This is a genomic window from Planococcus salinus (genome assembly GCF_003719725.1).
Taxonomy (GTDB): Bacteria; Bacillota; Bacilli; order Bacillales_A; family Planococcaceae; genus Planococcus; species Planococcus salinus.
This window is the reverse complement of sequence record NZ_RIAX01000002.1, coordinates 147591-171740: the sequence shown is the minus strand read 5'-3', so window position 1 is coordinate 171740 and position 24150 is coordinate 147591. Positions and strand designations below refer to the sequence as shown.

Annotated in this window: 27 protein-coding genes; 26 read left to right on the top strand and 1 reads right to left on the bottom strand. The window is 46.8% G+C overall.

The annotated features are described in order from the left end of the window. Nucleotides 1-2 precede the first annotated feature (2 nt). The 12 genes from aroB to EEX84_RS03440 all read left to right on the top strand — a co-directional run bounded on the left by aroB (nt 3) and on the right by EEX84_RS03440 (nt 9787). Nucleotides 3-1079, top strand: a complete 1077-nt coding sequence (gene aroB / locus EEX84_RS03495) for a 3-dehydroquinate synthase (protein WP_123164199.1) — start codon at nt 3-5, stop codon at nt 1077-1079. Beyond that, entirely contained in the window at nt 1076-1459 is a 384-nt protein-coding gene (gene aroH, locus EEX84_RS03490) for a chorismate mutase (RefSeq protein WP_123164198.1), read from the top strand. The genes aroB and aroH overlap by 4 nt, the downstream gene beginning before the upstream one ends. After that, the gene (locus tag EEX84_RS03485; protein ID WP_123164197.1) at nt 1456-2544 is read left to right on the top strand and encodes a prephenate dehydrogenase; all 1089 of its coding nucleotides are present in this window, start codon (nt 1456-1458) and stop codon (nt 2542-2544) included. Before aroH ends, EEX84_RS03485 begins: the two co-directional genes overlap by 4 nt. 15 nt (nt 2545-2559) lie before the next feature. Then, nucleotides 2560-3843, top strand: coding sequence for a 3-phosphoshikimate 1-carboxyvinyltransferase (aroA, locus tag EEX84_RS03480; RefSeq protein WP_123164196.1), 1284 nt, complete (start codon nt 2560-2562; stop codon nt 3841-3843). An 85-nt stretch (nt 3844-3928) separates the two neighbouring features. Continuing rightward, nucleotides 3929-5182 (top strand): tetratricopeptide repeat protein, encoded by a 1254-nt coding sequence (locus EEX84_RS03475; protein ID WP_123164195.1) that lies wholly within the window; start codon nt 3929-3931, stop codon nt 5180-5182. A gap of 14 nt (nt 5183-5196) precedes the next feature. Further along, nucleotides 5197-5760, top strand: a complete 564-nt coding sequence (locus tag EEX84_RS03470; protein ID WP_123164194.1) for a ReoY family proteolytic degradation factor — start codon at nt 5197-5199, stop codon at nt 5758-5760. Next, complete coding sequence (locus EEX84_RS03465) at nt 5757-6218, top strand: DUF2487 family protein (RefSeq protein ID WP_240033909.1); 462 nt, start codon at nt 5757-5759, stop codon at nt 6216-6218. The genes EEX84_RS03470 and EEX84_RS03465 overlap by 4 nt, the downstream gene beginning before the upstream one ends. A gap of 140 nt (nt 6219-6358) precedes the next feature. Continuing rightward, nucleotides 6359-6862, top strand: coding sequence for a QcrA and Rieske domain-containing protein (locus EEX84_RS03460; RefSeq protein WP_123164193.1), 504 nt, complete (start codon nt 6359-6361; stop codon nt 6860-6862). Between the two features lie 21 nt (nt 6863-6883). Continuing rightward, nucleotides 6884-7558 carry a menaquinol-cytochrome c reductase cytochrome b subunit gene (gene qcrB / locus EEX84_RS03455; protein WP_123164192.1) on the top strand — a complete coding sequence of 225 codons (675 nt, stop codon included), beginning with the start codon at nt 6884-6886 and terminating at the stop codon, nt 7556-7558. 40 nt (nt 7559-7598) lie between these two features. Next, nucleotides 7599-8381, top strand: coding sequence for a menaquinol-cytochrome c reductase cytochrome b/c subunit (locus EEX84_RS03450; protein ID WP_123164191.1), 783 nt, complete (start codon nt 7599-7601; stop codon nt 8379-8381). A gap of 60 nt (nt 8382-8441) precedes the next feature. Next, the gene (gene lhaT / locus EEX84_RS03445) at nt 8442-9053 is read left to right on the top strand and encodes a lipoprotein heptaprenylglyceryl N-acetyltransferase LhaT (RefSeq protein WP_123164190.1); all 612 of its coding nucleotides are present in this window, start codon (nt 8442-8444) and stop codon (nt 9051-9053) included. A 56-nt stretch (nt 9054-9109) separates the two neighbouring features. Beyond that, nucleotides 9110-9787 (top strand): zinc metallopeptidase, encoded by a 678-nt coding sequence (locus EEX84_RS03440; RefSeq protein WP_123164189.1) that lies wholly within the window; start codon nt 9110-9112, stop codon nt 9785-9787. Nucleotides 9788-9827: 40 nt separating this feature from the next. Here EEX84_RS03440 and EEX84_RS03435 read toward each other — a convergent pair whose 3' ends face one another. Continuing rightward, complete coding sequence (locus EEX84_RS03435; RefSeq protein ID WP_123164188.1) at nt 9828-10697, bottom strand: YitT family protein; 870 nt, start codon at nt 10695-10697, stop codon at nt 9828-9830. A gap of 105 nt (nt 10698-10802) precedes the next feature. On the opposite strand from EEX84_RS03435, the gene EEX84_RS03430 reads away from it, so the two are divergent. From EEX84_RS03430 to EEX84_RS03365, 14 genes are all read left to right on the top strand, one after another. Next, nucleotides 10803-11141 carry a nucleotide pyrophosphohydrolase gene (locus tag EEX84_RS03430; RefSeq protein ID WP_123164187.1) on the top strand — a complete coding sequence of 113 codons (339 nt, stop codon included), beginning with the start codon at nt 10803-10805 and terminating at the stop codon, nt 11139-11141. Next, the gene (dapB, locus tag EEX84_RS03425; protein ID WP_123164186.1) at nt 11138-11938 is read left to right on the top strand and encodes a 4-hydroxy-tetrahydrodipicolinate reductase; all 801 of its coding nucleotides are present in this window, start codon (nt 11138-11140) and stop codon (nt 11936-11938) included. The genes EEX84_RS03430 and dapB overlap by 4 nt, the downstream gene beginning before the upstream one ends. Nucleotides 11939-11951: 13 nt before the next feature. Continuing rightward, nucleotides 11952-12356 (top strand): methylglyoxal synthase, encoded by a 405-nt coding sequence (locus tag EEX84_RS03420; protein WP_123164185.1) that lies wholly within the window; start codon nt 11952-11954, stop codon nt 12354-12356. An 11-nt stretch (nt 12357-12367) separates the two neighbouring features. Then, entirely contained in the window at nt 12368-13510 is a 1143-nt protein-coding gene (gene bshA, locus EEX84_RS03415) for an N-acetyl-alpha-D-glucosaminyl L-malate synthase BshA (RefSeq protein WP_192892912.1), read from the top strand. Continuing rightward, complete coding sequence (locus EEX84_RS03410) at nt 13507-14640, top strand: CCA tRNA nucleotidyltransferase (protein WP_123164184.1); 1134 nt, start codon at nt 13507-13509, stop codon at nt 14638-14640. The genes bshA and EEX84_RS03410 overlap by 4 nt, the downstream gene beginning before the upstream one ends. After that, the gene (locus EEX84_RS03405) at nt 14618-15604 is read left to right on the top strand and encodes a biotin--[acetyl-CoA-carboxylase] ligase (protein ID WP_123164183.1); all 987 of its coding nucleotides are present in this window, start codon (nt 14618-14620) and stop codon (nt 15602-15604) included. Before EEX84_RS03410 ends, EEX84_RS03405 begins: the two co-directional genes overlap by 23 nt. Before the next feature lie 239 nt (nt 15605-15843). Beyond that, nucleotides 15844-16680, top strand: a complete 837-nt coding sequence (panC, locus tag EEX84_RS03400) for a pantoate--beta-alanine ligase (protein WP_123164182.1) — start codon at nt 15844-15846, stop codon at nt 16678-16680. Between the two features lie 2 nt (nt 16681-16682). Beyond that, nucleotides 16683-17066, top strand: coding sequence for an aspartate 1-decarboxylase (gene panD, locus EEX84_RS03395; RefSeq protein ID WP_123164181.1), 384 nt, complete (start codon nt 16683-16685; stop codon nt 17064-17066). Between the two features lie 336 nt (nt 17067-17402). Next, nucleotides 17403-20171, top strand: a complete 2769-nt coding sequence (gene dinG / locus EEX84_RS03390) for an ATP-dependent DNA helicase DinG (RefSeq protein WP_123164180.1) — start codon at nt 17403-17405, stop codon at nt 20169-20171. Between the two features lie 16 nt (nt 20172-20187). Beyond that, a complete protein-coding gene (locus EEX84_RS03385) occupies nt 20188-20358 on the top strand; it encodes a YpmA family protein (protein ID WP_123164179.1) in 171 nt (56 codons plus the stop codon). Nucleotides 20359-20366: 8 nt separating this feature from the next. Further along, complete coding sequence (locus EEX84_RS03380; protein ID WP_123164178.1) at nt 20367-20843, top strand: cell wall elongation regulator TseB-like domain-containing protein; 477 nt, start codon at nt 20367-20369, stop codon at nt 20841-20843. Between the two features lie 15 nt (nt 20844-20858). Beyond that, entirely contained in the window at nt 20859-22049 is a 1191-nt protein-coding gene (locus EEX84_RS03375; RefSeq protein ID WP_123164177.1) for a pyridoxal phosphate-dependent aminotransferase, read from the top strand. Nucleotides 22050-22075: 26 nt separating this feature from the next. Then, nucleotides 22076-23371, top strand: a complete 1296-nt coding sequence (gene asnS, locus EEX84_RS03370; protein ID WP_123164176.1) for an asparagine--tRNA ligase — start codon at nt 22076-22078, stop codon at nt 23369-23371. A gap of 72 nt (nt 23372-23443) precedes the next feature. Continuing rightward, a complete protein-coding gene (locus EEX84_RS03365; protein ID WP_123164175.1) occupies nt 23444-24145 on the top strand; it encodes a DnaD domain-containing protein in 702 nt (233 codons plus the stop codon). The last annotated feature ends 5 nt before the right edge of the window (nt 24146-24150 follow it).

Here is a 24150-nt window from a genome sequence, read left to right as displayed (position 1 = left end):
TGATGAAGTTACTGAGAGTCGAAGCTGACCATCCTTACAATGTACATATTGGAACAAATGTGTTTAAGTTCTTTCATGATTTATATCGCGACTTGTTAAGTGATGCCGATAAAATTGTGATAGTGGCAGATGATAAAGTTGCCGAGCTTCACCTGGACTATTTGCTGTCTTTCCTGAAACCATTTGATGTCAGTGTTTTTCGTATTCCGGCTGGCGAGCAGGCAAAATCGGTGGAAACCTTTATGGAGTGCCATTCCTTCCTGTTGGCCGAAGGGTGTTCCAGAAAAACATTGCTGCTGGCGTTTGGCGGAGGCGCAACAGGGGATGTGGCAGGGTTTGTCGCTTCCACTTTCATGAGGGGCATCCCTTATATTCAACTTCCTACAACGATTTTGGCTCATGACAGTGCTGTCGGGGGAAAGACGGCCATCAACCATGCTCTTGGAAAGAATATGATCGGCACCTTCTATCAGCCAAAAGCAGTTTTGTATGATACCAAACTGCTGCATACCCTGCCTGCTGAAGAAGTTCGTTCGGGTATGGCGGAAGTCATTAAGCACGCTTTTATCTCGAATGAGCAATGGCTTTCAGATCTGCTCCAAAACCGGAAGTTCAGCGATTTAACAGATGAAGAAATGATTGCCCACCTCGAAAAAGGCATAGCGGTGAAAGCGGCCATTGTGGAAGAAGACGAATTTGAAAGCGGCATGAGAAAATATTTGAATTTCGGCCATACACTGGCACATGCCATCGAAGGCTATGAAGGGTATGGGAAGATTACACACGGTGAAGCAGTGGCGCTCGGAATGGCGTATGCTCTTTTGTTATCCGATCACCCCCGGTTGGAGGAGTATTTGTTCTGGTGCAGATCACACGGCTACCCGTTATCCAAACTGACTGAGATCCCATTTGATTCTTTACTGGCTTACATGAAAAAGGACAAAAAATCTTCCAGAGGAACATTGAATTTTGTGTTGCTCGAAGAAACCGGGAAGCCATTCATGGAAATGATCGAAGAGAAAAGAGCTGAAGCGGCTTTTCAACAACTACTTTCAAAGATTGGAGAGGTTCTGATATGATTCGTGGAGTCAGAGGCGCGATCACGGTTACTGCTGATCAGCCTGAACAAATACTACAAGAAACCAGACGATTGGTGCTCGAAATAATTGAGAAAAACAACATTGAACCCGATGATGTGGCGTCAGTTATAATCTCTACGACGACGGATATCTCGTCAGCTTTTCCTGCAAAAGCCGTCAGAACACTGGAGAATTGGACGTATGTGCCGGTCATGTGTACCCATGAGATGGATGTTCCAGGCAGTTTGCCGCTTTGCATCCGTGTCATGATGCATGTTGAGACTAAACTGGCCCAAAAAGATGTGCAGCATATCTACATGAATGAGGCGACGAAATTGCGCCCGGATCTCCTGAAAGACAGCCAGGTGAGCAATCAATGAAAGCACAAGTACTCGTAATCGGCCTCGGGTTGATCGGGGGATCGCTGGCAAAAGCGCTTCAGCGTCATGAAGGCATCCATGTAGCCGGCTATGATGCTGACGCACTGACTGCCAGAAAAGCGTTTAAAATGGGTATTATACATAGTTCTCCTCCTTCTCTTGAAAGAGCGGCTTCTGAAGCGGATTTTATCATCTTTGCAACTCCGGTAGGGGCTACTGTTAAATTGATGGAACAAAGCAAGTTCTGGGATTTAAAAGAAGGCGTTATATTGAGTGACACCGGTTCCACCAAACAAGTCATCATGGAAGCGGCAGAGAACCTGCAGCATATTTTCATCGGGGGCCACCCGATGGCTGGCTCCCACAAAAGCGGAGTCGAGGCAGCCAAGGATGTCTTATTTGAAAATGCTTTTTACATATTGACGCCCGGCAAGCTGGCGAGCGAAGCGAACATCTCACAATTGAAAGGCCTGTTGTCGGTGACGAAAGCGAAAATTGAAGTGCTGGCTGCGGCTGATCATGATCATATGACAGCGGTGGTCAGCCATTTCCCGCATTTGATCGCTGCTTCTCTGGTTCATCAATTGGATAAGGAAAGCGAATACTCCTTTACACGCCAGCTGGCAGCCGGCGGGTTCCGGGATATTACCAGAATCGCATCATCCGACCCGGTCATGTGGCGGGATATCACCACTCAGAACAAAGACATGATTGTTGAACAAATGGACAATTGGATGGAAGAAATGCAGCAATTGAAATATTTGCTGGAGCAAAATGACCCGCACGCCATACAGCAGTATTTCCATCAGGCCAAAATGGTCCGTGATGAATTGCCGATTGCGGGACACGGGGCTCTGTATTCCGTTTTCGATTTGTATATTGATATTCCTGATGTACCAGGCATCATTTCAGAGCTGACGGGTTATTTGGCAGAAGAGCAGATCAGCATTGTCAATTTGCGGATTTTGGAAACACGGGAAGATGTTTTTGGTATTTTGGTTCTCAGTTTCCAAACGTCCGAAGACCGTGAACGTGCAAAGAATTGTTTCGCAAGACGAACGGTATATGATTCGTATATTTCCTGAAAGGATGGCAGTTATATGACCTTAAAGCTGAATTATGAAAATCCTTCCCTGCGGGGGACTGTGCAGGTTCCGGGAGATAAGTCGATTTCTCACCGGGCCATCATGTTCGGGGCGATGGCTTCGGGGGTTACAAAAGTGGAGGGATTTCTGCTTGGAGATGATTGCTTGAGCACCATCAGCTGCTTCCGCAAACTCGGTGTGGAAATCTCTCTGACCGGAAAACAAGTAACAATTTCAAGCCAAGGAAAAGAAGCGTGGAAAGAACCGGAAGAAGTGCTGGACACCGGCAATTCAGGCACTACGACCAGGCTGATGCTCGGAATCCTTTCGGGCACTTCTTTTCATACGGTGATGGCGGGAGATGAATCCATCGCCAAACGGCCGATGAAACGCATTGTTAATCCATTGCGTGAAATGGGAGCCGATATACGCGGGAGACAGGACGGCCAGTACACGCCGCTTGCCGTGCAAGGGGCCAGACTGACGGCTATTGACTATACGATGCCTGTGGCAAGTGCTCAAGTGAAATCGGCCATTTTGCTGGCAGCACTGGAAGCGGAAGGCAAGACCGTCATCACTGAGCCGGTTTCTTCCCGGGATCACACGGAAATCATGCTGAAGCATTTCGGCGCCGACATCACCCGCCAAAACGGCGTCATCGAACTGAAGGGCGGTCAAAAGCTGTCGGCGGCGAACGTTCAGGTTCCAGGTGATATTTCTTCAGCCGCTTTTATGATTGGCGCTGCTTTGATTACGGAGAACAGTGAAGTCACGTTAACAAATGTGGGAGTCAACCCTACGCGGACCGGTATTCTCGATGTCATTGAAAATATGGGCGCCTCCTATGACCTGAAAGAGCTGGAGGTGGAAGGGGAACGAGCTGCGAATATAACGGTTCGTTCATCCAAACTGACAGGCACAGAGATTGGAGGGGAACTGATTCCCCGTCTAATTGATGAGATTCCACTCATTGCGCTGCTGGCGACTCAAGCGGAAGGGACCACTGTCATCAAGGATGCTGAAGAATTGCGTGTCAAAGAAACGGATCGCATTGCTGCGGTCGTTGCAGAATTATCCAAAATGGGCGCGGACATCGAAGCGACGGAAGACGGCATGATTATAAACGGCCCGACTCCGCTCAACGGAGCCGAGATGAATTCGTACGGCGATCACCGGCTGGGGATGATGGCGGCCGTAGCGGCCCTAAAAGCCGGCGGACAGGTGGAAATCCATGATCCGGATTGTATTTCGGTCTCCTATCCTGACTTTGTCGGCCAACTGAATTCCTTATTAAAATGACTCTCCTTCGGGGGAGTTTTTATTATGCTTCGATCTGCCTTTCGTGTAGGATAGAGGTATGAAATTGAAAAGAATAGGTGATAGAATGGCAAGCAAGGAAGACATACAAAAAGCAGTGGAGGCGGGAGATCCCGCTTCTGTTAATTCCATATTGGAGAAATACTTGCTGACAGGCGATCCTGACGAACAATATGGATTGTCGGAATGGTTGGCTGAAATCGGTTACGTCGAGGAAGCGATCAAAGTACTCGAACATCTTCAATATGTTTTTCCGGAAGAATCCCAGCTCACCGTTGACCGGGCAAATCTTCTCATTGAAGTGGACCGCGAAGATGAAGCCTTGAATGAGTTGATGGGAATTTCGAAGGATGATGAACTATACCCTCAAGTCCTGGTGACACTGGCAGACCTTTTTCAGCTGCAGGGATTGCTGGAAGCAGCAGAGAGCCGCCTGAACGAAGCGATTGAGCTGCTGCCGGATGAGCCGTTGCTGTGGCAGGCGAAGGCAGAGCTGCTGCTGGATTCCGGCCGTTATCTGGAGTCGGCAAGAATTTACCAGGACTTGAAAGACCGGCAAGTCGACATCGAAGGAGTAAATTTATCCGAACGGCTGGCGGAAGTTTACAGCGCAGGAGCAGCTTATGAAGAGGCGCTGCCATATTACGAAGAGGCGATGGAAGACCAAGTCCAGCCTGATGTCCTGTTTGGTGCAGCTTTTGCATTTTTCCAGACAAAACAATACGAGAAGGCGGCACGCAGGCTGAAGGAATTGATCGACATAGATCCCGATTATTTTTCAGCTTATTTATTAAGGGCCCAGAGCTTGAATATGGCCGAAGATTACAAAGGTGCCTATGAAGCGATTCTGGAAGGGATTGCAAGAGATGAGTTTGACAAGGAACTGTACCTGTTCGCGGGCAAGCTGGCTTTGAAGACCGGCAAGACGAACGACGGCGTAAACCATTTAAGGCAGGCCATTGCGCTTGATCCTGAATACATGGAAGCCATTTACACATTGATGTCCTATTTCCATGCTGAAGAAATGGATGACCAGGTATTGGATCTGGCGGAACATGTAGTGGCCGGCGGAGACGACTGGGCAGGATTATACCCGATGATTGCTGAATCTTTCGAGAGAACAGAACAATTCGGAGAGGCTGCTGTCTATTTTGATAAAGCTTATCCCTCGTTCAGGAACGATGCAGAATTCCTGGAGAAATACGCCCGTTTCCTGGTTGAGGAAGGGAAAAGGGAACATGCCCTCGAAATTATTAAAGAGCTCCAGGTTTTGGAGCCGGACAACCCTGAATGGTTTGACTGGCAGCAGTCGTTTGAATGAAAGGAGGAATACACATGACCGCTTCGGTTTCAGTAAGCGAAAAGAAACAATTCGTCAGATGGTTTTTACAATCCTACAAGATGAAAAGACGCGAGTGCATCTGGATACTGAATTACATGCTGAGCAATGAAGAGTTACTGGATAAGACGCATTTTGTCGAAGAAGCGCATTTTTGTCCACGGGCAATGGTCATGTCCTCGACAGAATCAAAAGATATCCCCTTCCGTTTTTACAAAGGCAATTTGATGACGGCGGATGCGGAAAAATCGTTTCATGATTTGCGCCTGAATCCGGAAGAGGATTTGTATGTGCAATTGAATTTTCCCAATCGTCCTCCCGCGCCGCTGTACATATCGGTTCTTGAAGAAAACCCTTATATGCCGCAGGACGCAGCCATCACGGAACAAGACCGCCTACTGGCAGAACAGGTACTGTCAGAAAGCATGACAGCTTTTCAGGAAGAAACTTTACTAAAGCAAATCGATGAGGCGCTTGATGTCAATGACCGGGAACGTTTTTTTGAACTGTCGGCATTGCTTCAAACGGTTAAAGCGATGAAAAAAACGGAGAGTGAATGACAGCTATGCATTTTATCGGGAAAGACATGGACCAATATCTTCAACAACAACAATACGTAGACACTGCGGTCATCCCGCTTTTCGAATTGGACCTCAGCACTTCGGCGATCAGGCAAAGCGCCGGTGCTTCCGAGTATCTGCAATCCCTGACCGCTTTGCTGGAAAAGCAATTCAAAGGGCGGATCCTGCTGTTTCCGCCCGTTTCTTATGCCCAAAAAGCCGATCGGTCTCGACTGGCGGAAGAGTTGGTCAACGAAGTGAGTAAAACCAGTTTTAAACATGTTTTTTATATAACAACTGATGCTGAATGGCGTACGATTGAAGATGTGGAGAATATTATTTGGCTGCCTGCTATTCCGACGGAACATATGGATCAATCTTTCAAGAAATCGGTGATGGAAGACCAGTTGCGCCAAGTGTTGCCGCTATTTATCAAAGAATGGTCGAAGGATTCATGAAATGTTCACAAACTGTCGGAAACGGCATGATGCGTTATTGACCTTCACTTTTGATTGATATATCATTAGGATGTCCTAGTAATTATATTTGAATGAGTATGTCCGTCGGACTGACCTTGAATGTTAGAGGGGGGAAAAGAATGAGTAACAATCGTGTATCAAGACGTCAATTTTTAGGCTACACTTTAACAGGTGTTGGTGGATTTATGGCTGCAGGAATGCTGATGCCAATGGTTCGATTTGCTGTTGACCCGGTACTTCAGGAAGCGGGCGCTGGAGATTTTATCATGACTGACCAAAGAGCGGACGAAATTACAGAAGAACCGGTACGTGTCGACTTTTCGTTTGAACAAGTCGATGCTTGGTATACATCTGAAGTAACGAATTCAGCTTGGGTGTATAGAGATGGCGACACACTAGTCGCGCTTTCACCAGTCTGCAAGCATTTGGGTTGCACTGTAAACTGGGCAGGGGATGAAGAACACCCGAACCAATTTTTCTGTCCATGCCACGCCGGCCGCTATGAAAAGAACGGCCAGAACGTTGCAGGAACACCGCCTCTTGGACCGCTTGATGAGTACGCAGTAGAAGTAAGAGACGGCATAGTCGCTATTGGTCCTGTTAGAGACAACACATTAGTTTAATAGTTAGGGGGTACTATACCAGTGCTAAACAAGTTATATGATTGGGTTGATGAGCGTTTGGATATCACGCCTATCTGGCGTGACATCGCTGACCACGAAGTACCGGAACACGTAAACCCCGCACACCACTTTTCAGCATTTGTTTATTGTTTCGGAGGATTGACTTTCTTCATTACAGTAATTCAGATCTTATCCGGTATGTTCTTAACCATGTATTATGTGCCAGATATTGAAAATGCTTGGCAGTCGGTTTACTATCTTCAAAACGAAGTTGCTTTTGGAGAGATTGTGCGCGGTATGCACCACTGGGGAGCCTCACTAGTAGTTGTTATGATCTTTTTACATACACTACGCGTATTCTTTACAGGATCTTATAAAAAACCACGTGAGTTGAACTGGATTGTCGGAGTTATGCTGTTTGGTGTAATTCTTGGATTAAGTTTCACGGGTTATTTGCTTCCTTGGGATATGAAAGCATTATTCGCAACGAAAGTTGGTATTGAAATTGCCGCTTCCGTTCCGGTAATCGGTGAGTCGATTAAATTGCTGCTGGCTGGGGATACTACAATTCTCGGTGCGCAAACCCTGACCCGATTCTTCGCGATTCATGTATTCTTCCTGCCTGCCGCTTTGCTTGGGTTGCTCGGCGCGCATTTCATCATGATCCGTAGACAAGGTATTTCAGGTCCATTGTAAAAAGTAATGTGCTTTAAGGATTTATAAAGGAGGGGACACTATGCATCGCGGAAAAGGGATGAAATTTGTAGGGGATTCACGTGTTCCAGGAATGGAACACCGCAAACCGAATATCCCGAAAGATTATTCCGAATACCCTGGTAAAACAGAAGCTTTCTGGCCCAACTTCCTTTTGAAAGAATGGATGATTGGCGCGGTCTTCTTAATCGGTTATTTGCTGCTGACAGTCGCGCATCCTTCACCTCTTGAAGGCCAGGCCGATCCGACAGATACAGCTTATATTCCATTGCCAGACTGGTATTTCTTATTCTTATACCAATTGCTAAAATACGAATTCGCATCCGGCCCATACAACATTGTCGGAGCGATCATTATGCCTGGACTCGCTTTCGGTGCGTTGATGCTGGCACCATTCCTGGATCGCGGACCGGAAAGACGTCCATCAAAACGCCCGCTTCCGACTGCATTCATGCTTCTTGCTGTAGCATCGATCATTTTCCTTACATGGGAATCAGTAGCAAACCATGACTGGGAAGCTGCTGAAGCGCAAGGTCAGATTGCACCGGAAGTTGAGATTGATACATCTGCACCGGGTTATGAAATTTATTCGAATTCCGCCTGTATCAATTGCCACGGTGAAAACTTCGAAGGAGCTGTCGGTCCTACATTGATTGGACTTGAACATACTCCGGAAGAGATTGCAGAAATCGCTGTGAACGGTATCCAGGAAGGCGGCGCACAAACAATGCCTCCTTCATGGGATGGTTCTGACGAAGACCTGCAAGTCCTGGCTGAGTTCATCGCTGGACTCGAAGAAGAATAATTAAAACAAAAAAGAGCCGGATTTCCGGCTCTTTTTTGTTACCCTGAAAGGAAGATACCTATGCTTTCCTTTATGACTAAACTTTCAGCCTGGCTGATGTTCCGCCCATTTCTATTGCTGTTGTTCTTCATCAATTTAGGAGGTACGATTTACGGTTACATATGGTACGGCTGGCAGCTGGCCATTACAGAACCCAAATTCCTGATTTTTGTTCCGGACAGTCCGACGGCCAGCCTATTTTTCACGATTGTACTGGGACTGTGGCTGATCGGCAAGCGCAGCGGCCTGATTGAAGCGTTGGCATTTATCACGTTGATCAAGTACGGTTTGTGGGCAGTGGTCATGAATTTGCTGACATTGGTTGAAACAGGTTCGATCGGTTGGATGGGCTGGATGCTTGTCGCATCCCATTTCGCCATGGCTCTGCAGGCGGTGCTTTATATCGACCATTACCGGTTTGGCTGGCTGTCAGCGGCGATTGCGGCAGTATGGACGCTCCACAACGATGTCATCGACTATGTATTTGGCCAAATGCCGATTTACAGCAGCCTGTCCGATTACAGCAATCAAATCGGCTACTTCACTTTTTGGCTGTCCGTCGCCTGTATTGCTGCTGCTTTCTTCGTCGTACGTGACAATAAGGAGCGCGCCGTTTCAGTTGACCAAAGCTGACTAACCCCTGTAAAATAAGGATAGGTTAGATATCAGAAAGAGGTGTGGAATAAGCTATGGGTGGTTTCCTGATTTACTTTATTCTGTTGCTGATTATCCCAATGTGGGCTCAATTTAAATTGAAACGAACATATGGAAAGTATTCGAAAATCCGTTCCACTTCCGGTCACACAGGAGCGCAGGTCGCCCGTATGATTCTGGATCAAAACGGCTTGCACGATGTGAAAGTGACGGAAAGCCGTGGAATGTTGAGTGACCATTACAATCCGTTGACGAAAGTGGTGGCGCTCAGCAGCCACAACTATCACGAAGCATCTGTTGCCGGAACAGCTGTGGCAGCTCACGAAGTGGGACATGCAATCCAGGACGCGGAAGCCTATTCGTTCCTTCGTTTGCGTCACCGGCTCGTGCCGATTGTCAATATTTCGTCAAACGCTTCGTGGATTTTCATCATGATTGGATTGTTCTCTGCATGGAGCGGCGCATTGCTGGTCGGTATCATATTATTGGCTGCAGGGGTTGTCTTCCAACTGGTGACCCTGCCTGTTGAGTTTAATGCGTCCAGCCGGGCGATGGATCAATTGCTGTCGCATAATATTATCCGCAACGATGAAGAACGCCATGCAAAAAAAGTTTTGAACGCAGCTGCAATGACGTATGTAGCGGCTACAGCGGTTGCTGTATTGGAATTACTGCGTTTGCTGCTGATTTACACAAGCATGAACCGATCTTAATACGAAAAACCGGTCCGAAAAATTCGGGCCGGTTTTTTCTTTAGTCAATCGGCTGTTTTTGTTCATCGAGTGTAAACCCTTCGCCCATCACATCATGGACTTCCATCAAGGAAACAAAGGCGTGGGGATCGACATGGTTGATGATGTTCTTTAAACGGACAATTTCGTTTCTTGCCACGACGCAATACAGCACTTCTCTTTCCTCTTTTGTGAAGTGTCCATAACCGCGAAGGATGGTGATTCCTCTGTCCATTTCCACGGCAATGCGCTCCGCAATCGCTTCCTGGGAATTGGAGATGATCAAAGCCCCTCTGCCGGAATACGCGCCTTCCTGCACAAAATCGATGACTCGGGCGCCGACAAAGACCGCAACAAGCGTATACATCATGGACCGGTAATCGAGAAAAGTCAGCCAGGAAAGCAAGATGACACCAGCGTCAAACAAAAACATTGTTTTCCCCATGCTCCAACCCACGTATTTCTGAACGAGGCGGGCTATAATATCTGCACCGCCGGTCGTTCCTCCGTAACGAAAAATGATGCCGAGCCCGGCTCCGACAAAAACACCTGCGAAAAGGGCGGCTAAGAACAAGTCGTCCCGAAGCGGAATCTGGACTTCGTAAACCAGAAAAATTTTCAGAAACACAGAAACCGCGACTGTCCCGATGAGCGTATAGAGAAATACTTTTCTACCGAGCAGTTTCCAGCCGATAAAAAACAGCGGGATATTCAAAAGCAGGTTCATCAAAGCGGGATCCCAATTCAATAAAAAGTACAGGATCAGTGTGATTCCCGCAAAGCCGCCTTCACCCAGTTCGTTTTGAATATTGAAATGGACAAATCCGAAACTGTAAGCAGCAGCACCGAGCAAAATGAAAAAAATATTCTTAAACTGCAGTTCCTTGAACAATCAACCAGCTCCTTTGCATAATCTCAACTCCTGTATTATCGGCTATTGGAATGATTTTGACAATAACCTTCCTTTTCTTTACGATTAAACCAGGAGTGTGATGAAATGAACGGCCAAAAAACCATGAAGGAACTGCAACAGGAAGTGGATGACTATATCGGCCAATTCAAAGAAGGCTATTTCACCCCAATGGAGCTGATGGCACGGCTGACCGAGGAATTGGGGGAATTATCGCGTGAAGTCATGCATCATTACGGACCGAAAAAAAAGAAAAGTACCGAACAGGACAACACCATCGAAGCAGAAATCGGAGATGTGCTGTTTGTATTGACGTGCATGGCAAATTCGCTGAATATTGATATGGAACAAGCGCACAACCAAGTAATGGAGAAATTCAATTCCCGCGACAAAGACCGCTGGACAAGAAAGGACGATCAACAATGACAATACGAGTGGCAATTGCTGGAGCCCGAGGAAAAATGGGGCAGGAAGCCGTACATACAGTGATGAAGAACGAAGAAATGGAATTGGTATCGGTTTTGGACTATAAAGAGATCGGCAAAACTTTGGCAGATACCAACTTGTTTCCTTCTTCTTATGATGCACCGGTCTATACGGAGCTGGAGACGTTGCATAAAGAAACAAAGCCGGATGTATTGGTGGATCTGACATCGCCGGAAGCTGTCTACGAACGCACGAAAAAAGCACTGGAACTGAACATCCGTCCAGTTGTCGGGACGACCGGTTTTTCCGATGAAGAGTTGGACGAATTGACGCAATACGCCAAAGACAGAAAAATCGGCTGCATCATCGCTCCGAATTTCGCGGTGGGTGCTGTATTGATGATGAAGTTTGCAGAGCAGGCGGCCAAATATTTGCCGGACGTCGAAATCATCGAAATGCATCATGACCAGAAACTCGATGCGCCCTCAGGGACCGCGATGAAGACAGCGCATTTGATTTCCGATCAGCGCCCTGTCCACGAGCAGGGGCATGTCCGGGAGAAAGAGACCTTAAAAGGGGCAAGAGGTGCCAATTATGACGGCATGCGCATCCACAGTGTCCGGCTGCCGGGTCTGGTTGCCCATCAGCAGGTGCTGTTGGGGGGAGAAGGCCAATTGCTGACGATTCGCCATGACTCGTTTAACCGCGGCTCTTTCATGTCAGGCGTCGTGTTGTCCATTAAGACTGTCATGGAGACAGAAGAACTTATTTACGGGTTGGAACACATCATCGGTTAAAGGGGAAGAGTCCATGAAAATCGCATTGATCGCTCATGACCGGAAAAAAGAGGATTTAATACATTTCGTAACAGCCTATCAGCCGATCTTATCTGAGCATTCTCTTTATGCTACAGGAACAACGGGTCGGCGGATCATTGAGGAAACAGCACTGCCGGTTACTTGTTTTCAATCAGGGCCTCTAGGCGGCGATCAGCAGATAGGTGCAATGATCGCTCAAAACCAGATGGATATGATCATCTTTTTCAGAGATCCTCTGACTGCCCAACCGCATGAACCCGATATTACAGCGCTTCTCAGGTTGTGTGATGTTTATCATATTCCGCTGGCGACGAATATGGGCACCGCGGAAGTGCTGCTGAACGGCTTGCAGGAAGGTTTGGTCGATTGGCGTTTGATCCGCAGGAACAGAGAATAGGAGGCGCAGTTTTGAGAAAAATGAAAATCGGCATCACCTGTTATCCGACAGTCGGCGGATCCGGTGTCATTGCCACTGAACTTGGAAAAATGCTTGCAGAAAAAGGGCATGAAATCCATTTTATCACGTCGAGTACGCCATTTCGGTTAAACCGCATGTATTCGAATATCTACAGCCATCAAGTGGACATCAACAATTATTCCGTCTTTCAATATGCCCCTTATGACATTGCACTGGCGACAAAAATTGCAGAGGTCATAAAAAATGAGAAGCTGGACTTAATGCATGTGCATTATGCAATTCCACACGCAGTGTGTGCTATCCTCGGAAGAGACATGGCCGACTCCAATATCGGCATCGTCACAACTTTGCATGGAACTGATATCACGGTGCTGGGATCTGATTCCTCCCTGAAAGATGCCATCCGTTACGGAATCGAAAAGTCGGACGTGGTCACGGCAGTGTCAGATTCACTGAGAGATCAGACATATGACTTGATCCAGCCGGATAATGAAATTCAAACGGTTTATAATTTCGTTGATGAACGTGAATACTTTGAAAAAGAGATGAGCTCTTTAAAAAGAGAATTGGGCATTGAATTGGATGAAAAAGTAATCATCCATGTGTCCAATTTTCGACGCGTCAAGCGTGTTGGAGACATCATAGAAGCGTTCGGACTTGTCCAGCAGAAAGTGAAATCCAAATTATTGCTGGTAGGCGATGGCCCCGAAATGAGCCGGATGATTCAGCTTGTACGGGATATGGGATTGGGCGAACAGGTACTGTTTCTCGGGCAGCGCGATAATTTAGCTGATCTGTATAACATAAGTGATGTAAAAATGCTGCTTTCTGAAAAAGAGGCATTCGGCTTAGTGCTTCTCGAAGCAATGGCTTGCGGAGTTCCCTGTATCGGCACCCGTGTCGGAGGTATGCCGGAAATTATCGAGCCGGGGAAAAATGGTTACTTGGCGGAGCTCGGCAATGTAGAGCAAATTGCTGACTTTGCACTGAAAATTTTAACGGATCCAGAAGAATACAAGCGATTGCGGAGCGGTTCCTTGGCAACAGTCAAAAAGGCCTTCAACTCCGCTCAAATCCTATCTCAATACGAGGCCATTTATGAAACGTTATTGGATGGGAGAGAACATCAGTGAAAACAGCCTTAAAAGTGATTGGAATTCTGGAGAAAGCAGGGTATGAAGCTTATATGGTCGGTGGAGCCGTGCGGGATTATTTGCTTGGGAAATCTCCTCAAGACATTGACGTTACCACTTCCGCTTCCCCCCAGGAAGTAAAGAGCTGTTTTTCAAAAACCATCGATACCGGGATTCAACACGGTACTGTATTGGTGCTGCTGGACGGTGAAGGCATCGAAGTCACGACTTTTCGGACAGAAAGTGGATATTCCGACAACAGAAGGCCGGATGCCGTGGAATTTGTCAAATCGCTTCCTGAAGACCTGAAAAGAAGAGATTTTACCATTAATGCAATGGCGATGACCAAAGAGCTGAAGGTCATTGACTTTTTTGGAGGACAGGAAGATTTGAAACGAAAGCTGATTCGTGCAGTAGGAGAGCCAGACCGTCGGTTCAGTGAAGATGCGCTGCGTATGCTTCGTGCTGTCCGTTTTTCCAGCCAGCTGAATTTCATGATCGATGAAAAAACACTGGCTTCCATCAAACGGCAAGCCCGATTGATCCGATCGATTGCTGTGGAACGGATCAAAACCGAAATTGACAAAATAATGGTCAATCCCCATACACAGCGCAGCATGGAGTATTTAAAAACCACCACGTTGACAAAACATTTGCCCGCAGGCTATCTGTTCGAAGTCCCATGGGAGAAATACATAGCTGAAGGAAACTCCGTAAAGGGTTGGGTATACATGCTTTATCATTTGGAGAAAGAATTTGCAGACATTCGTGCATACAAATTCTCGAATGATGAAAAACGTCTGATTGAAGGTGCGCTGCGGGCAGCGAGAGCCGACTTCTGGGATGCCTGGACATATTACGTCTATACAGAAGAACAACTGCAGATCGCTTCTGCGCTCCGTGAAATGACCGTCAATATCCCATTGGAAAAAAGGCGGCTGCCGATTCATTCCAAAACCGATATCCAAGCGACCGGACGTGACCTGATGGACTGGAGTGCTTCCAGGCAAGGGCCATGGCTGAAAAAGTGGATAGAAAAAATGGAGAAGGAAATTGTATACGGCCGATTGCAGAATGACAAAGAACAGATAAAGGACTGGTTCATCAATGAATACAACCATGACGCATAGGCTGGCACAACGTTTGATTGAAGCCGGTGGAGAAGTGATTTCCGGTCAGGAATTGGCCGACGAGTTTGGTATATCAAGAACCGCTGTCTGGAAGCACATTAAAGGTTTGGAGGAAAAAGGTTATTCCATCGAATCTGTCCGGAAAAAAGGGTATCGCCTGGTGCAGCTGCCGGATTCACTGGAGCCGGTGGCCATCCAGTCGTTATTGAAAACCGAAACGCTCGGGAAAGTGATCGAATACCAGGAAAGTTGTCTTTCAACCCAAATTATTGCGCATCAATTGGCGCAGGAAGGCACTCCATCGGGTACTGTGGTACTGACAGAAGAACAAACTGCCGGAAGAGGCCGACTAGCCAGGAAATGGGATTCTGCTCACGGCAAAGGCATTTGGATGAGTGTCATTTTGCGGCCGGACATCGTTCCCCATAAGGCGCCTCAGTTTACGCTGGTGGCCGCTGTAGCAGTGGTCCGGGCGGTCGAGGAAGTGACGGGTTTGAAACCGGCTATTAAATGGCCGAATGATATCCTGCTGGATGGGAAAAAATGTACGGGCATCCTGACAGAACTTCAATCGGACGCCGATGGCATACAGGCGATGATTATCGGTATCGGCTTGAATGTCAATCAGTCCATGGAAAATTTTGATGAATCCGTGCAGGGAATTGCCACTTCACTGAAAATGGCGAGCGGACGGGAAGTGAACCGGCAAGTTCTTGTGCGGTCGATTCTGTTCCACCTGGAACAATACACGGAGCTGTATTTAAAAGAAGGGTTTGCTCCATTGAAAATAATCTGGGAAAGCTTTTCCGTCACCATAGGGAAACCGGTTCTGGCCCGAATGGCGAATGAAACACTTGAAGGCATTGCAGAAGGAATCAATGATGACGGCGTGCTTCAATTGAGAACAGCCGATGGCAGGATTCACGGCATCTATTCAGCCGACATTGAAATGCTCAATCGGTGAATTGAAGTTTGTCTGGCAGACATATTTTCTGCTATAGTAGTGCTTAGCGGGCAGTATCACAGGTGAACTGCACCGGCGAAAGGCAATACAGCGACAATTTCATATGTACGATTTCTGCCTTGATCTTTTAAAATGACAGGGACGGAGGAAACCAAATTCGAATTTACTGTCCTTCTGCCCTTTTTTCAGCAGAAGGATTTTTTTATATGGTTTTCTCGCCGAAAGGAGAGAACTGATTGATGCAAACATTTACGGCAGTTGCTGAACTGAAAAAATGGGTGAAGGAGATAAAAAATTCCGGTCAATCCATTGGATTGGTTCCCACAATGGGCTTTTTACATGAAGGGCATTTGGCTCTTGTGGAAAAAGCCAGGAAAGAAAATGACCAGGTCGTGATGAGCATATTCGTCAACCCGGCCCAATTCGGACCAAACGAAGATTTTGACCGTTATCCGAGAGATCTGAAGCGGGACCAGGAACTGGCTCGAAACGCCGGAACGGCTGCTATATTCGCTCCTTCTGTCACAGAGATGTATCCACACGAGTCCACCATCAGCATTTCCGCAGGAACGCAGGCTGAAAAGTTGTGCGGCGCCAAACGACCAGGGCATTTCGATGGTGTGCTGAAAGCGGTGACGAAATTATTTCATTTAACAGAAGCGGACCGCGCTTATTTTGGCCAAAAAGATGCCCAGCAATTGGCCATTATTGAATCCTGGGTCCGGGATTTCAATTTTCCGCTCGATATCCGGCGAGTGGAAACAGTGCGTGAAACGGATGGCCTTGCCAAAAGTTCCAGGAATGTCTATTTGTCTGAAGCTGAAAGAAAAGAAGCGCCTTTTCTGAACAAAGCGCTGGAACTGGGAAAGCAAAAAGCTCTAAAGGGAGAAAATCCGCTTCCTGATATGGCCGATTTTCTGAAAAAGAATATTTCCGGAAAGATCGATTATATCGAGTTGCTGGATTACCCGTCACTTTCTGCTGACGTAAAAAACGAAGCCATATTGGCGCTCGCTGTGCAGTTTGAAAAAGCCCGTCTGATTGACAATAAAATATTCACATTAAAGGGGAACTGAAAATGCTTCGAATGATGCTCAATGCAAAAATCCACCGTGCCACAGTCACTGAAGCTGATTTAAACTACGTTGGAAGTATTACGATCGACCAGGATATTTTGGATGCGACAGGCATGCTGCCGAATGAAAAAGTGCATGTAGTCAATAACAATAACGGGGCCAGGTTTGAAACGTACATCATCGCAGGGGAGCGGGGAAGCGGTGTGGTGTGTGTCAATGGCGCAGCGGCACGGCTTGTCCATCGGGGAGATATTGTCATCATCTTGACATATGGTTATGTGATGGATGAAAAAGCACGGGAGCACAAGCCGACGGTCGCCATTATGGATGAAGGCAATGTGATCCGGGAAATTATCCATTACGAGCCTGAAGCGACAGTGATGTAAGAGAGGCAGCCTCCGAGAAATCAGGAGGCTGTTTTTATGTTCATACAGAAGAGAAGAAATACAAACTGATATATACGTTAAACAAAAGAATTACCTTTTACCCACCGCTTCGGTCGCTTTGGGCAACGGTGCTCCTGTTTCTGTCTCTGTCTCTGCATCACTGCGCTGCTTCGAGACATAAAAGGGCGTTGCATCGCTGCGCAGCTGTTTTGCGTTTGCGGAATAACGCCAAATTAAAATGATCAGTTCAACTGATATAGTTTTTTTCAAAAAGCGGAAAAGGGCGGGATATGTTACAATTTTGACGAGAGAATCACCTGAGAAAGAGGGGTTGTGATGAACACCCAAAAATACGTCGTTGTCGATATTGAAACAACGGGCCACTCTCCTGCAAAAGGCGACCGGATCATTCAAATCGCATTGGTCACGATCCAAGACGACGAAATTATTGATACATATACTGTTTTTATCAATCCAGAACGCAATATTCCGGGGTTCATACAGGACTTGACGAACATTACCAATGACGATGTCAAAGATGCAAAGCCTTTCAAGCATTATGCTGCGGTCATTTTTGAGAAAATGCAGGATGCCATATTTGTAGCCCATAACACCAATTTCGACCTGCCGTTTCTGCAATCTGAACTGCAGCGGGCGGAGATGCCGAAATGGCGCGGATTGGCCATGGATACTGTCGAATTGACCCGGCTCATGTACCCCACTGCTTTCAGCTATAAGCTGCAGGACATCACGGCGGAAGTGGGGATTCCTTTAAAAAATGCCCACCGTGCCGACGATGATGCGATGGCAACGGCTTTGTTGTTTTTGCAGGTAAAAAAAGACCTGGAAAACCTTCCTTATGAAACACTGGCACTTTTGCATAAACGCAGCTTTCAGCTGAAATCGGATCTGTCCCGCCTGTTTTTTGAATTAACACAAAAAAAGAGAGATGGCCAAGTGGAGAACGTTACCCGCTTTAAAGGCATTCCGATAAACGCAAGAAAACGCCTAAAGCCTTTACAGGCGACAGGACAAACCGCTTTTGACAACTGGGAAGAAAGGCTGGAAAGTGTCTTCCCGCAATTTGAACGCAGGCAAAGTCAATTCGACATGATGACCGCTATTCAACAGGCACTGGCTGAAAAAAAGGAAATGGTCATTGAGGCTTCCACAGGGATGGGCAAGACGATCGGTTATTTGCTGCCTGCAGTCAACCACGCCATGCAGACAGGCAAAAAAGTGATCATCAGTACTTATACCACTCATCTTCAGGAACAACTGATCCTGAAAGAAGGGGAAATCGTCGAACGGTTTATTGGTTCACCTGTCCAAATTTCGCTGATCAAAGGGTTGAGCCATTACATTGATTTGCCTCGCTTTGAAGAGCTGCTCCACGGTGAAGATGAGTCATATGATGAGACCTTTACGATTATGCAGGTTTTGATCTGGCTGACTTCTACGGAAACGGGAGATTTAAACGAACTGAACGTGTCGAGCGGAGGCCAATTTGTACTCGACAAAGTCAGGCGTTCACATTTAAGAAAACTGTCAAAACTGGAAAAAAGCTACGACTTTTATGAATACGCCCTTGAACAGGCCAAAAACGCCCAAATCATTGTGACAAACCATGCGTTTCTATTGAATCAACGTATTACGGAACATTCCATCCTGGCAGATGTGGATGCCTATATATTTGATGAAGCACATCAAGTCGTGCAGACCGCTGTCTCACAGCATGAGAAGACCTTTGTCTACACGCAGTGGAAATACGTTTTTGGTCAATTGGGGACATATGATGACCGTCAGTTATTCGCCAAATTCTACGAAGCTGCGGAACGGGCCGGTTTTGCTTCGGTGCCGGAATTATTGCAGCTGGAATCACTGTTTGTGAAGTTCACCACATTATTCGATGATATTTCAATCGAACTGACCAATAAGTTTACCGCAAAGTTCCGGGGAAGCAGATATAAGAAATGTGCTTCCCTGTTGACCGACCTGCCATTGGAAAAAGAGCCATTCGTCAATTTATTGCGGTATCTGAACGAATGGATCGATTTGTCGCAGCTTATGCTGCAAAAAGCGGAACGGATGACAGAGAAGACCATTGAAGAGCAATTGGCAATTACAGATTGGCGTTATTGGACAGAAGAGCTGATGATCAAAGCAGTGGAATTCAGCGAAATTTTTGTTTTTCCCTTGGAGCAGGAAGTCAGCTGGATTGAAGGGGATTTGCGAAGCCTGCCCAATAGTTTATCTCTTTACAAGCGGCCATTCGAAGTAAAGGAAATTGTGGAAAAAGTGTTTGGGGGAGTCAGAGGCGAAAAAGCGCTCGTCTGGTTGTCAGGGACGATGAGTGTGCCGTCCAACGAACGTTTTATCGTCAATCAATTGGGAATACCGGCATCGGTGGCCATCACCAAATTTGACCCGCCTCAGGATTTTTACCGGGGGGCACGGGTCTTTGTGGTGGACGACATGCCGGACATTCAGCATGTGTCACAGGCTGATTATATTGAGTCGGTGGCGGATGCGGTAATCCAGACTGTGCTGGTGACGGAAGGACGGTGTTTTGTCTTATTCACGTCACAGGATATGTTGAGAAAGACGGTGGATCTGATACAGGATACCGGATTGCTCGATGACTATATGCTGTTTGCACAAGGGATATCGTCGGGAAGCCGTTTGCGTCTGCTGAAATCATTCCAGCGTTTCCAGAAGTCCGTCTTGTTCGGGACCAATAGTTTTTGGGAAGGGGTCGATGTTCCGGGAGATGCTTTGCGCGCGGTCGTGGTGGTGCGCCTTCCGTTTACTTCTCCCGATGAGCCGATTTTCAAAGCACGTTCGGAAATGATTGCACGGGATGGGAAAAACCCATTCCTGAATTACGCCTTGCCGGAAGCCGTGCTGAGGATGAGGCAAGGATTCGGCCGGCTGATCCGTTCGAAAAATGATCAGGGAATGTTCATCGTTCTGGACCGGCGCATTGAAACGAAATCATACGGACAGGAATTTTTGAACGCCCTGCCTAACGTAAAAGTCTCAAAAGTGTCTTTGGAAAAGATGGTAACGGATATTGAACATTGGTATAATAAGCATGACAAATGAAAGGAAGGTCGCATAAATGGAATCGAAAATCGAAGTGCTGTCCACTGTAACGGTCACGTACCAGTCGGATTTATATAAAGTGGTGGATGTCCTGAACCGGACGCTGAAAGACAATGATCTGATGTTCGGTTTGGCATTGGACAAAGAGGACCCGGAAAAAGCGGTCTTTACAATTTACAAAACATAGGTGATCAGATGAAACAGTGGTTTACATTTATAGCAGGCTTCCTCTCTTTTTTGGCTGTCGGTTTGATGATCGTCATTTTATTCATTGGGAATCAGCCTTATTCAGATGTTGAAAAACAGGCGATCGCTTTTGTGGAAAAGGAGAACTTCCTTGCTGAAATCGATCGGGCTTATGTCTATGCAGACAGCCAGCTGTCAGTGACTGTGATTGGAACGGACAAAGAAGGTCGTCAGAAAGCTGTATTTGTACCTGTAGAAGAAGGCGACGTCGCGTTTGCGGATTTGGAAAATGCCACATCGGCTCAGGAAGCACGGGACATAGCACTGGCGGATATGGATGTCAAAAAAGTGTTGCACACAAAGCTTGGCATGGAAAGCGAAGGTGCTGTATGGGAAGTGGCGTTTGTAAACAATGAAGACACATTGAATTACGTTTACATTCTGGCACATGATGGAACATGGTGGAAGCGGATTTTGAATTTGTGAAAGGGTGGATGAACTATGGCGAATTTAGCGGATCGTGTAAAAACTTTAACTCCTTCAACCACATTGGCCATTACGGCGAAAGCCAATGAACTGAAAGCTCAGGGAGTGGACATCATCGGGCTCGGCGCGGGGGAGCCTGATTACAATACGCCGGATCATATTCTACAGGCGGCGTATCAGTCCATGATGGACGGCAAGACGAAATATACTCCGGCCGGAGGACTGCCGGCATTAAAGCAAGCCATCATTGACAAACTGCAGAAAGATCAAAACCTGACTTACCAGGCAAATGAAGTCATGGTCGGAGTAGGTGCCAAACATGTACTGTATACGCTGTTTCAGGTGTTGTTGAACGAAGGCGACGAAGTGATTATCCCGATTCCTTACTGGGTCAGTTACCCGGAGCAAGTCAAGCTGGCGCAGGGCGTTCCGGTATACATAGAAGCGACAGCCAGCCAGCAGTACAAAATTTCACCTCAGCAACTGCGTGAAGCGATTACAGACCGGACAAAAGCCATCGTTCTGAACACGCCAAGCAATCCGACGGGAATGATATATTCGAAGGAAGAACTTGCGGAAATCGCAGAAGTCTGCCGTGAATTTGATATTCTGATCGTTTCCGATGAAATCTATGAAAAACTGATTTACGGAGATGTCAGCCACACATCAATTGCGGAACTGTCGGAAGATGCCAAACAGCGTACCCTCATCATCAATGGCGTCTCGAAATCACACTCGATGACAGGCTGGCGCATTGGGTATGCAGCAGGCGATTCGGATTTGATCAAAGCGATGACGGACTTGGCGAGCCATTCAACATCAAACCCGACCACTACATCTCAGTATGCTGCGATTGAAGCCTACACAGGCCCGCAGGATGCTGTCGAGGAAATGCGCCAGGCATTCGAAAGCCGACTGGAAGCGATATTCCCTAAAGTGGAAGCCATTCCGGGCTTTCAAGTCATTCGTCCTCAAGGGGCATTTTATCTATTGCCGGAAGTGTCGGAAGCGGCACAGAAAACAGGTTATGATTCCGTTGACGATTTCGTCACCGCTTTGTTGACGGAAGCCAATGTCGCCGTGATACCGGGATCCGGTTTCGGTGCCCATTCCACGATCCGCCTGTCTTATGCCACGTCGCTCGAGGCGTTGACGGAAGCGGTGGAACGGATTCATCAATTTGTTACATCGAAATGGAAAGACTGACAGAATCACAATTTTTGGAGGCTAGTATGAAAAAGATTACCATTGCCGAAATGGCAAGTTATAATGGACAAACAGTTAAATTGGGAGCCTGGGTGGCCAACAAGCGCTCAAGCGGAAAGATTGCATTCCTGCAATTACGGGACGGCTCAGGATTTGTACAGGGCGTAGTGGTAAAAGCTGAAGTTGGTGAAGAACTGTTCGCTGCTGCCAAGTCATTGACACAGGAAACTTCCCTGTATGTTACAGGAGAAGTGAAAGAAGACGAACGTTCTGCTTTCGGCTACGAACTCGCTGTCACAGATATCGAAATCATTCATGTGGCACAGGATTTCCCGATTACCCCAAAAGAACATGGAACGGAATTTTTGATGGACAACCGCCACTTATGGCTTCGTTCGAGAAAACAGCATGCCATCATGAAAATCCGCAACGAAATCATCCGTGCGACTTATGAATTCTATAATGATAACGGGTTCATCAAAGTAGATCCCCCGATTTTAACGGGTTCTGCTCCGGAAGGGACTTCTGAACTGTTTGCTACGAAATATTTTGATGAAGACGCATTTTTGTCGCAGTCAGGCCAGCTTTATATGGAAGCAGCCGCGATGGCTCTTGGAAAAGTGTTTTCGTTCGGGCCGACATTCCGTGCAGAAAAATCCAAAACACGCCGCCACTTGATCGAGTTTTGGATGATTGAGCCGGAAATGGCGTTTATGGAGCATCATGAAAGCCTGGAAGTGCAAGAACAATATGTAGCTCATATTGTCCAATCTGTTCTGAAAAACTGTCGATTGGAATTGGAAAGACTGGAAAGGGATACAACGAAACTTGAAAAGATAAAAGCGCCGTTTCCGCGCATTACGTACGACGAAGCGATCAAATGGCTGAATGACAACGGCTTTGATGATATTGAGTGGGGAGAAGACTTTGGAGCTCCTCATGAAACAGCAATTGCTGAAAACTATGATATGCCGGTTTTCATCGTAAATTATCCGACCAATATCAAACCGTTCTATATGCAGCCGCATCCGGAACGTGACGATGTGGTATTGTGTGCAGACCTGATTGCTCCGGAAGGCTATGGCGAAATTATTGGAGGATCCGAGCGAATCCATGATTTTGAATTGATGAAGCAGCGCATCAACGAACACGGCCTGGACGAAGAAGCGTATGCCTGGTATTTGGAACTCAGCAAATACGGAGCAGTGCCGCATTCAGGCTTCGGTCTTGGCTTGGAACGGACAGTCGCCTGGATTAGCGGAGCAGAACACGTAAGAGAAACCATCCCGTTCCCGCGTTTGTTGAACAGACTGTATCCATAAAAGAAGAAAAGCGGAAGTTGACAGTAGGTATAAACCTCAAGAGAAATAGAAGAACAGAAGGGTGTTTGGAATATGAAACAGCCGAATCGGTTGCAAGCATGGATTGAGCGGGGAAATGTACACATTTCCCAGCTTTTTTTTCAATTCTACAAGGACTTGAAGATTTCGGATGAAGAAGCGATGCTGTTGATGCATGTGCATTCGTTTCAACAGTCCGGCAACAACTTTCCGACGCCTGACGAAATTGGCGAACGTATGATGACTTCTCAGAATAACGTCACCACCATGCTGCAGAAATTGATGCAGCAAGGCTATTTATCGATTGAGCAGGAAACGGAAAACGATGTGCTGACTGAACGGATGTCCCTGCAACCTCTTTGGGATCGTTTATTGGATTGTGTATTTAAAGAACAGCATAAGGAAAAGGAACACACACAGAAAAAATTGGAAGGGGAAGTCTTTCAATTATTTGAACAGGAATTCGGGCGCTTTTTGTCTCCTATGGAAATTGAAACGATTTCAATGTGGATGGACCAGGACGGCCATACGCCTGCAGTTATACGCCTCGCTTTGAAAGAGGCAGTCATTTCACAAAAAATGAGTTTGCGCTATGTGGATCGGATTTTATTTGAATGGAAAAAGAAGAACATTAAAACGTCTTCTGAAGTCTCCAAACATGCAAATTCTTTTCGCGAAAAAAATCTTCATATCCAGCCTGCAGCCAACAATACCAAGAAAGTGGAATTTTACAATTGGCTGGAAGACAGAAACTAGGCGGT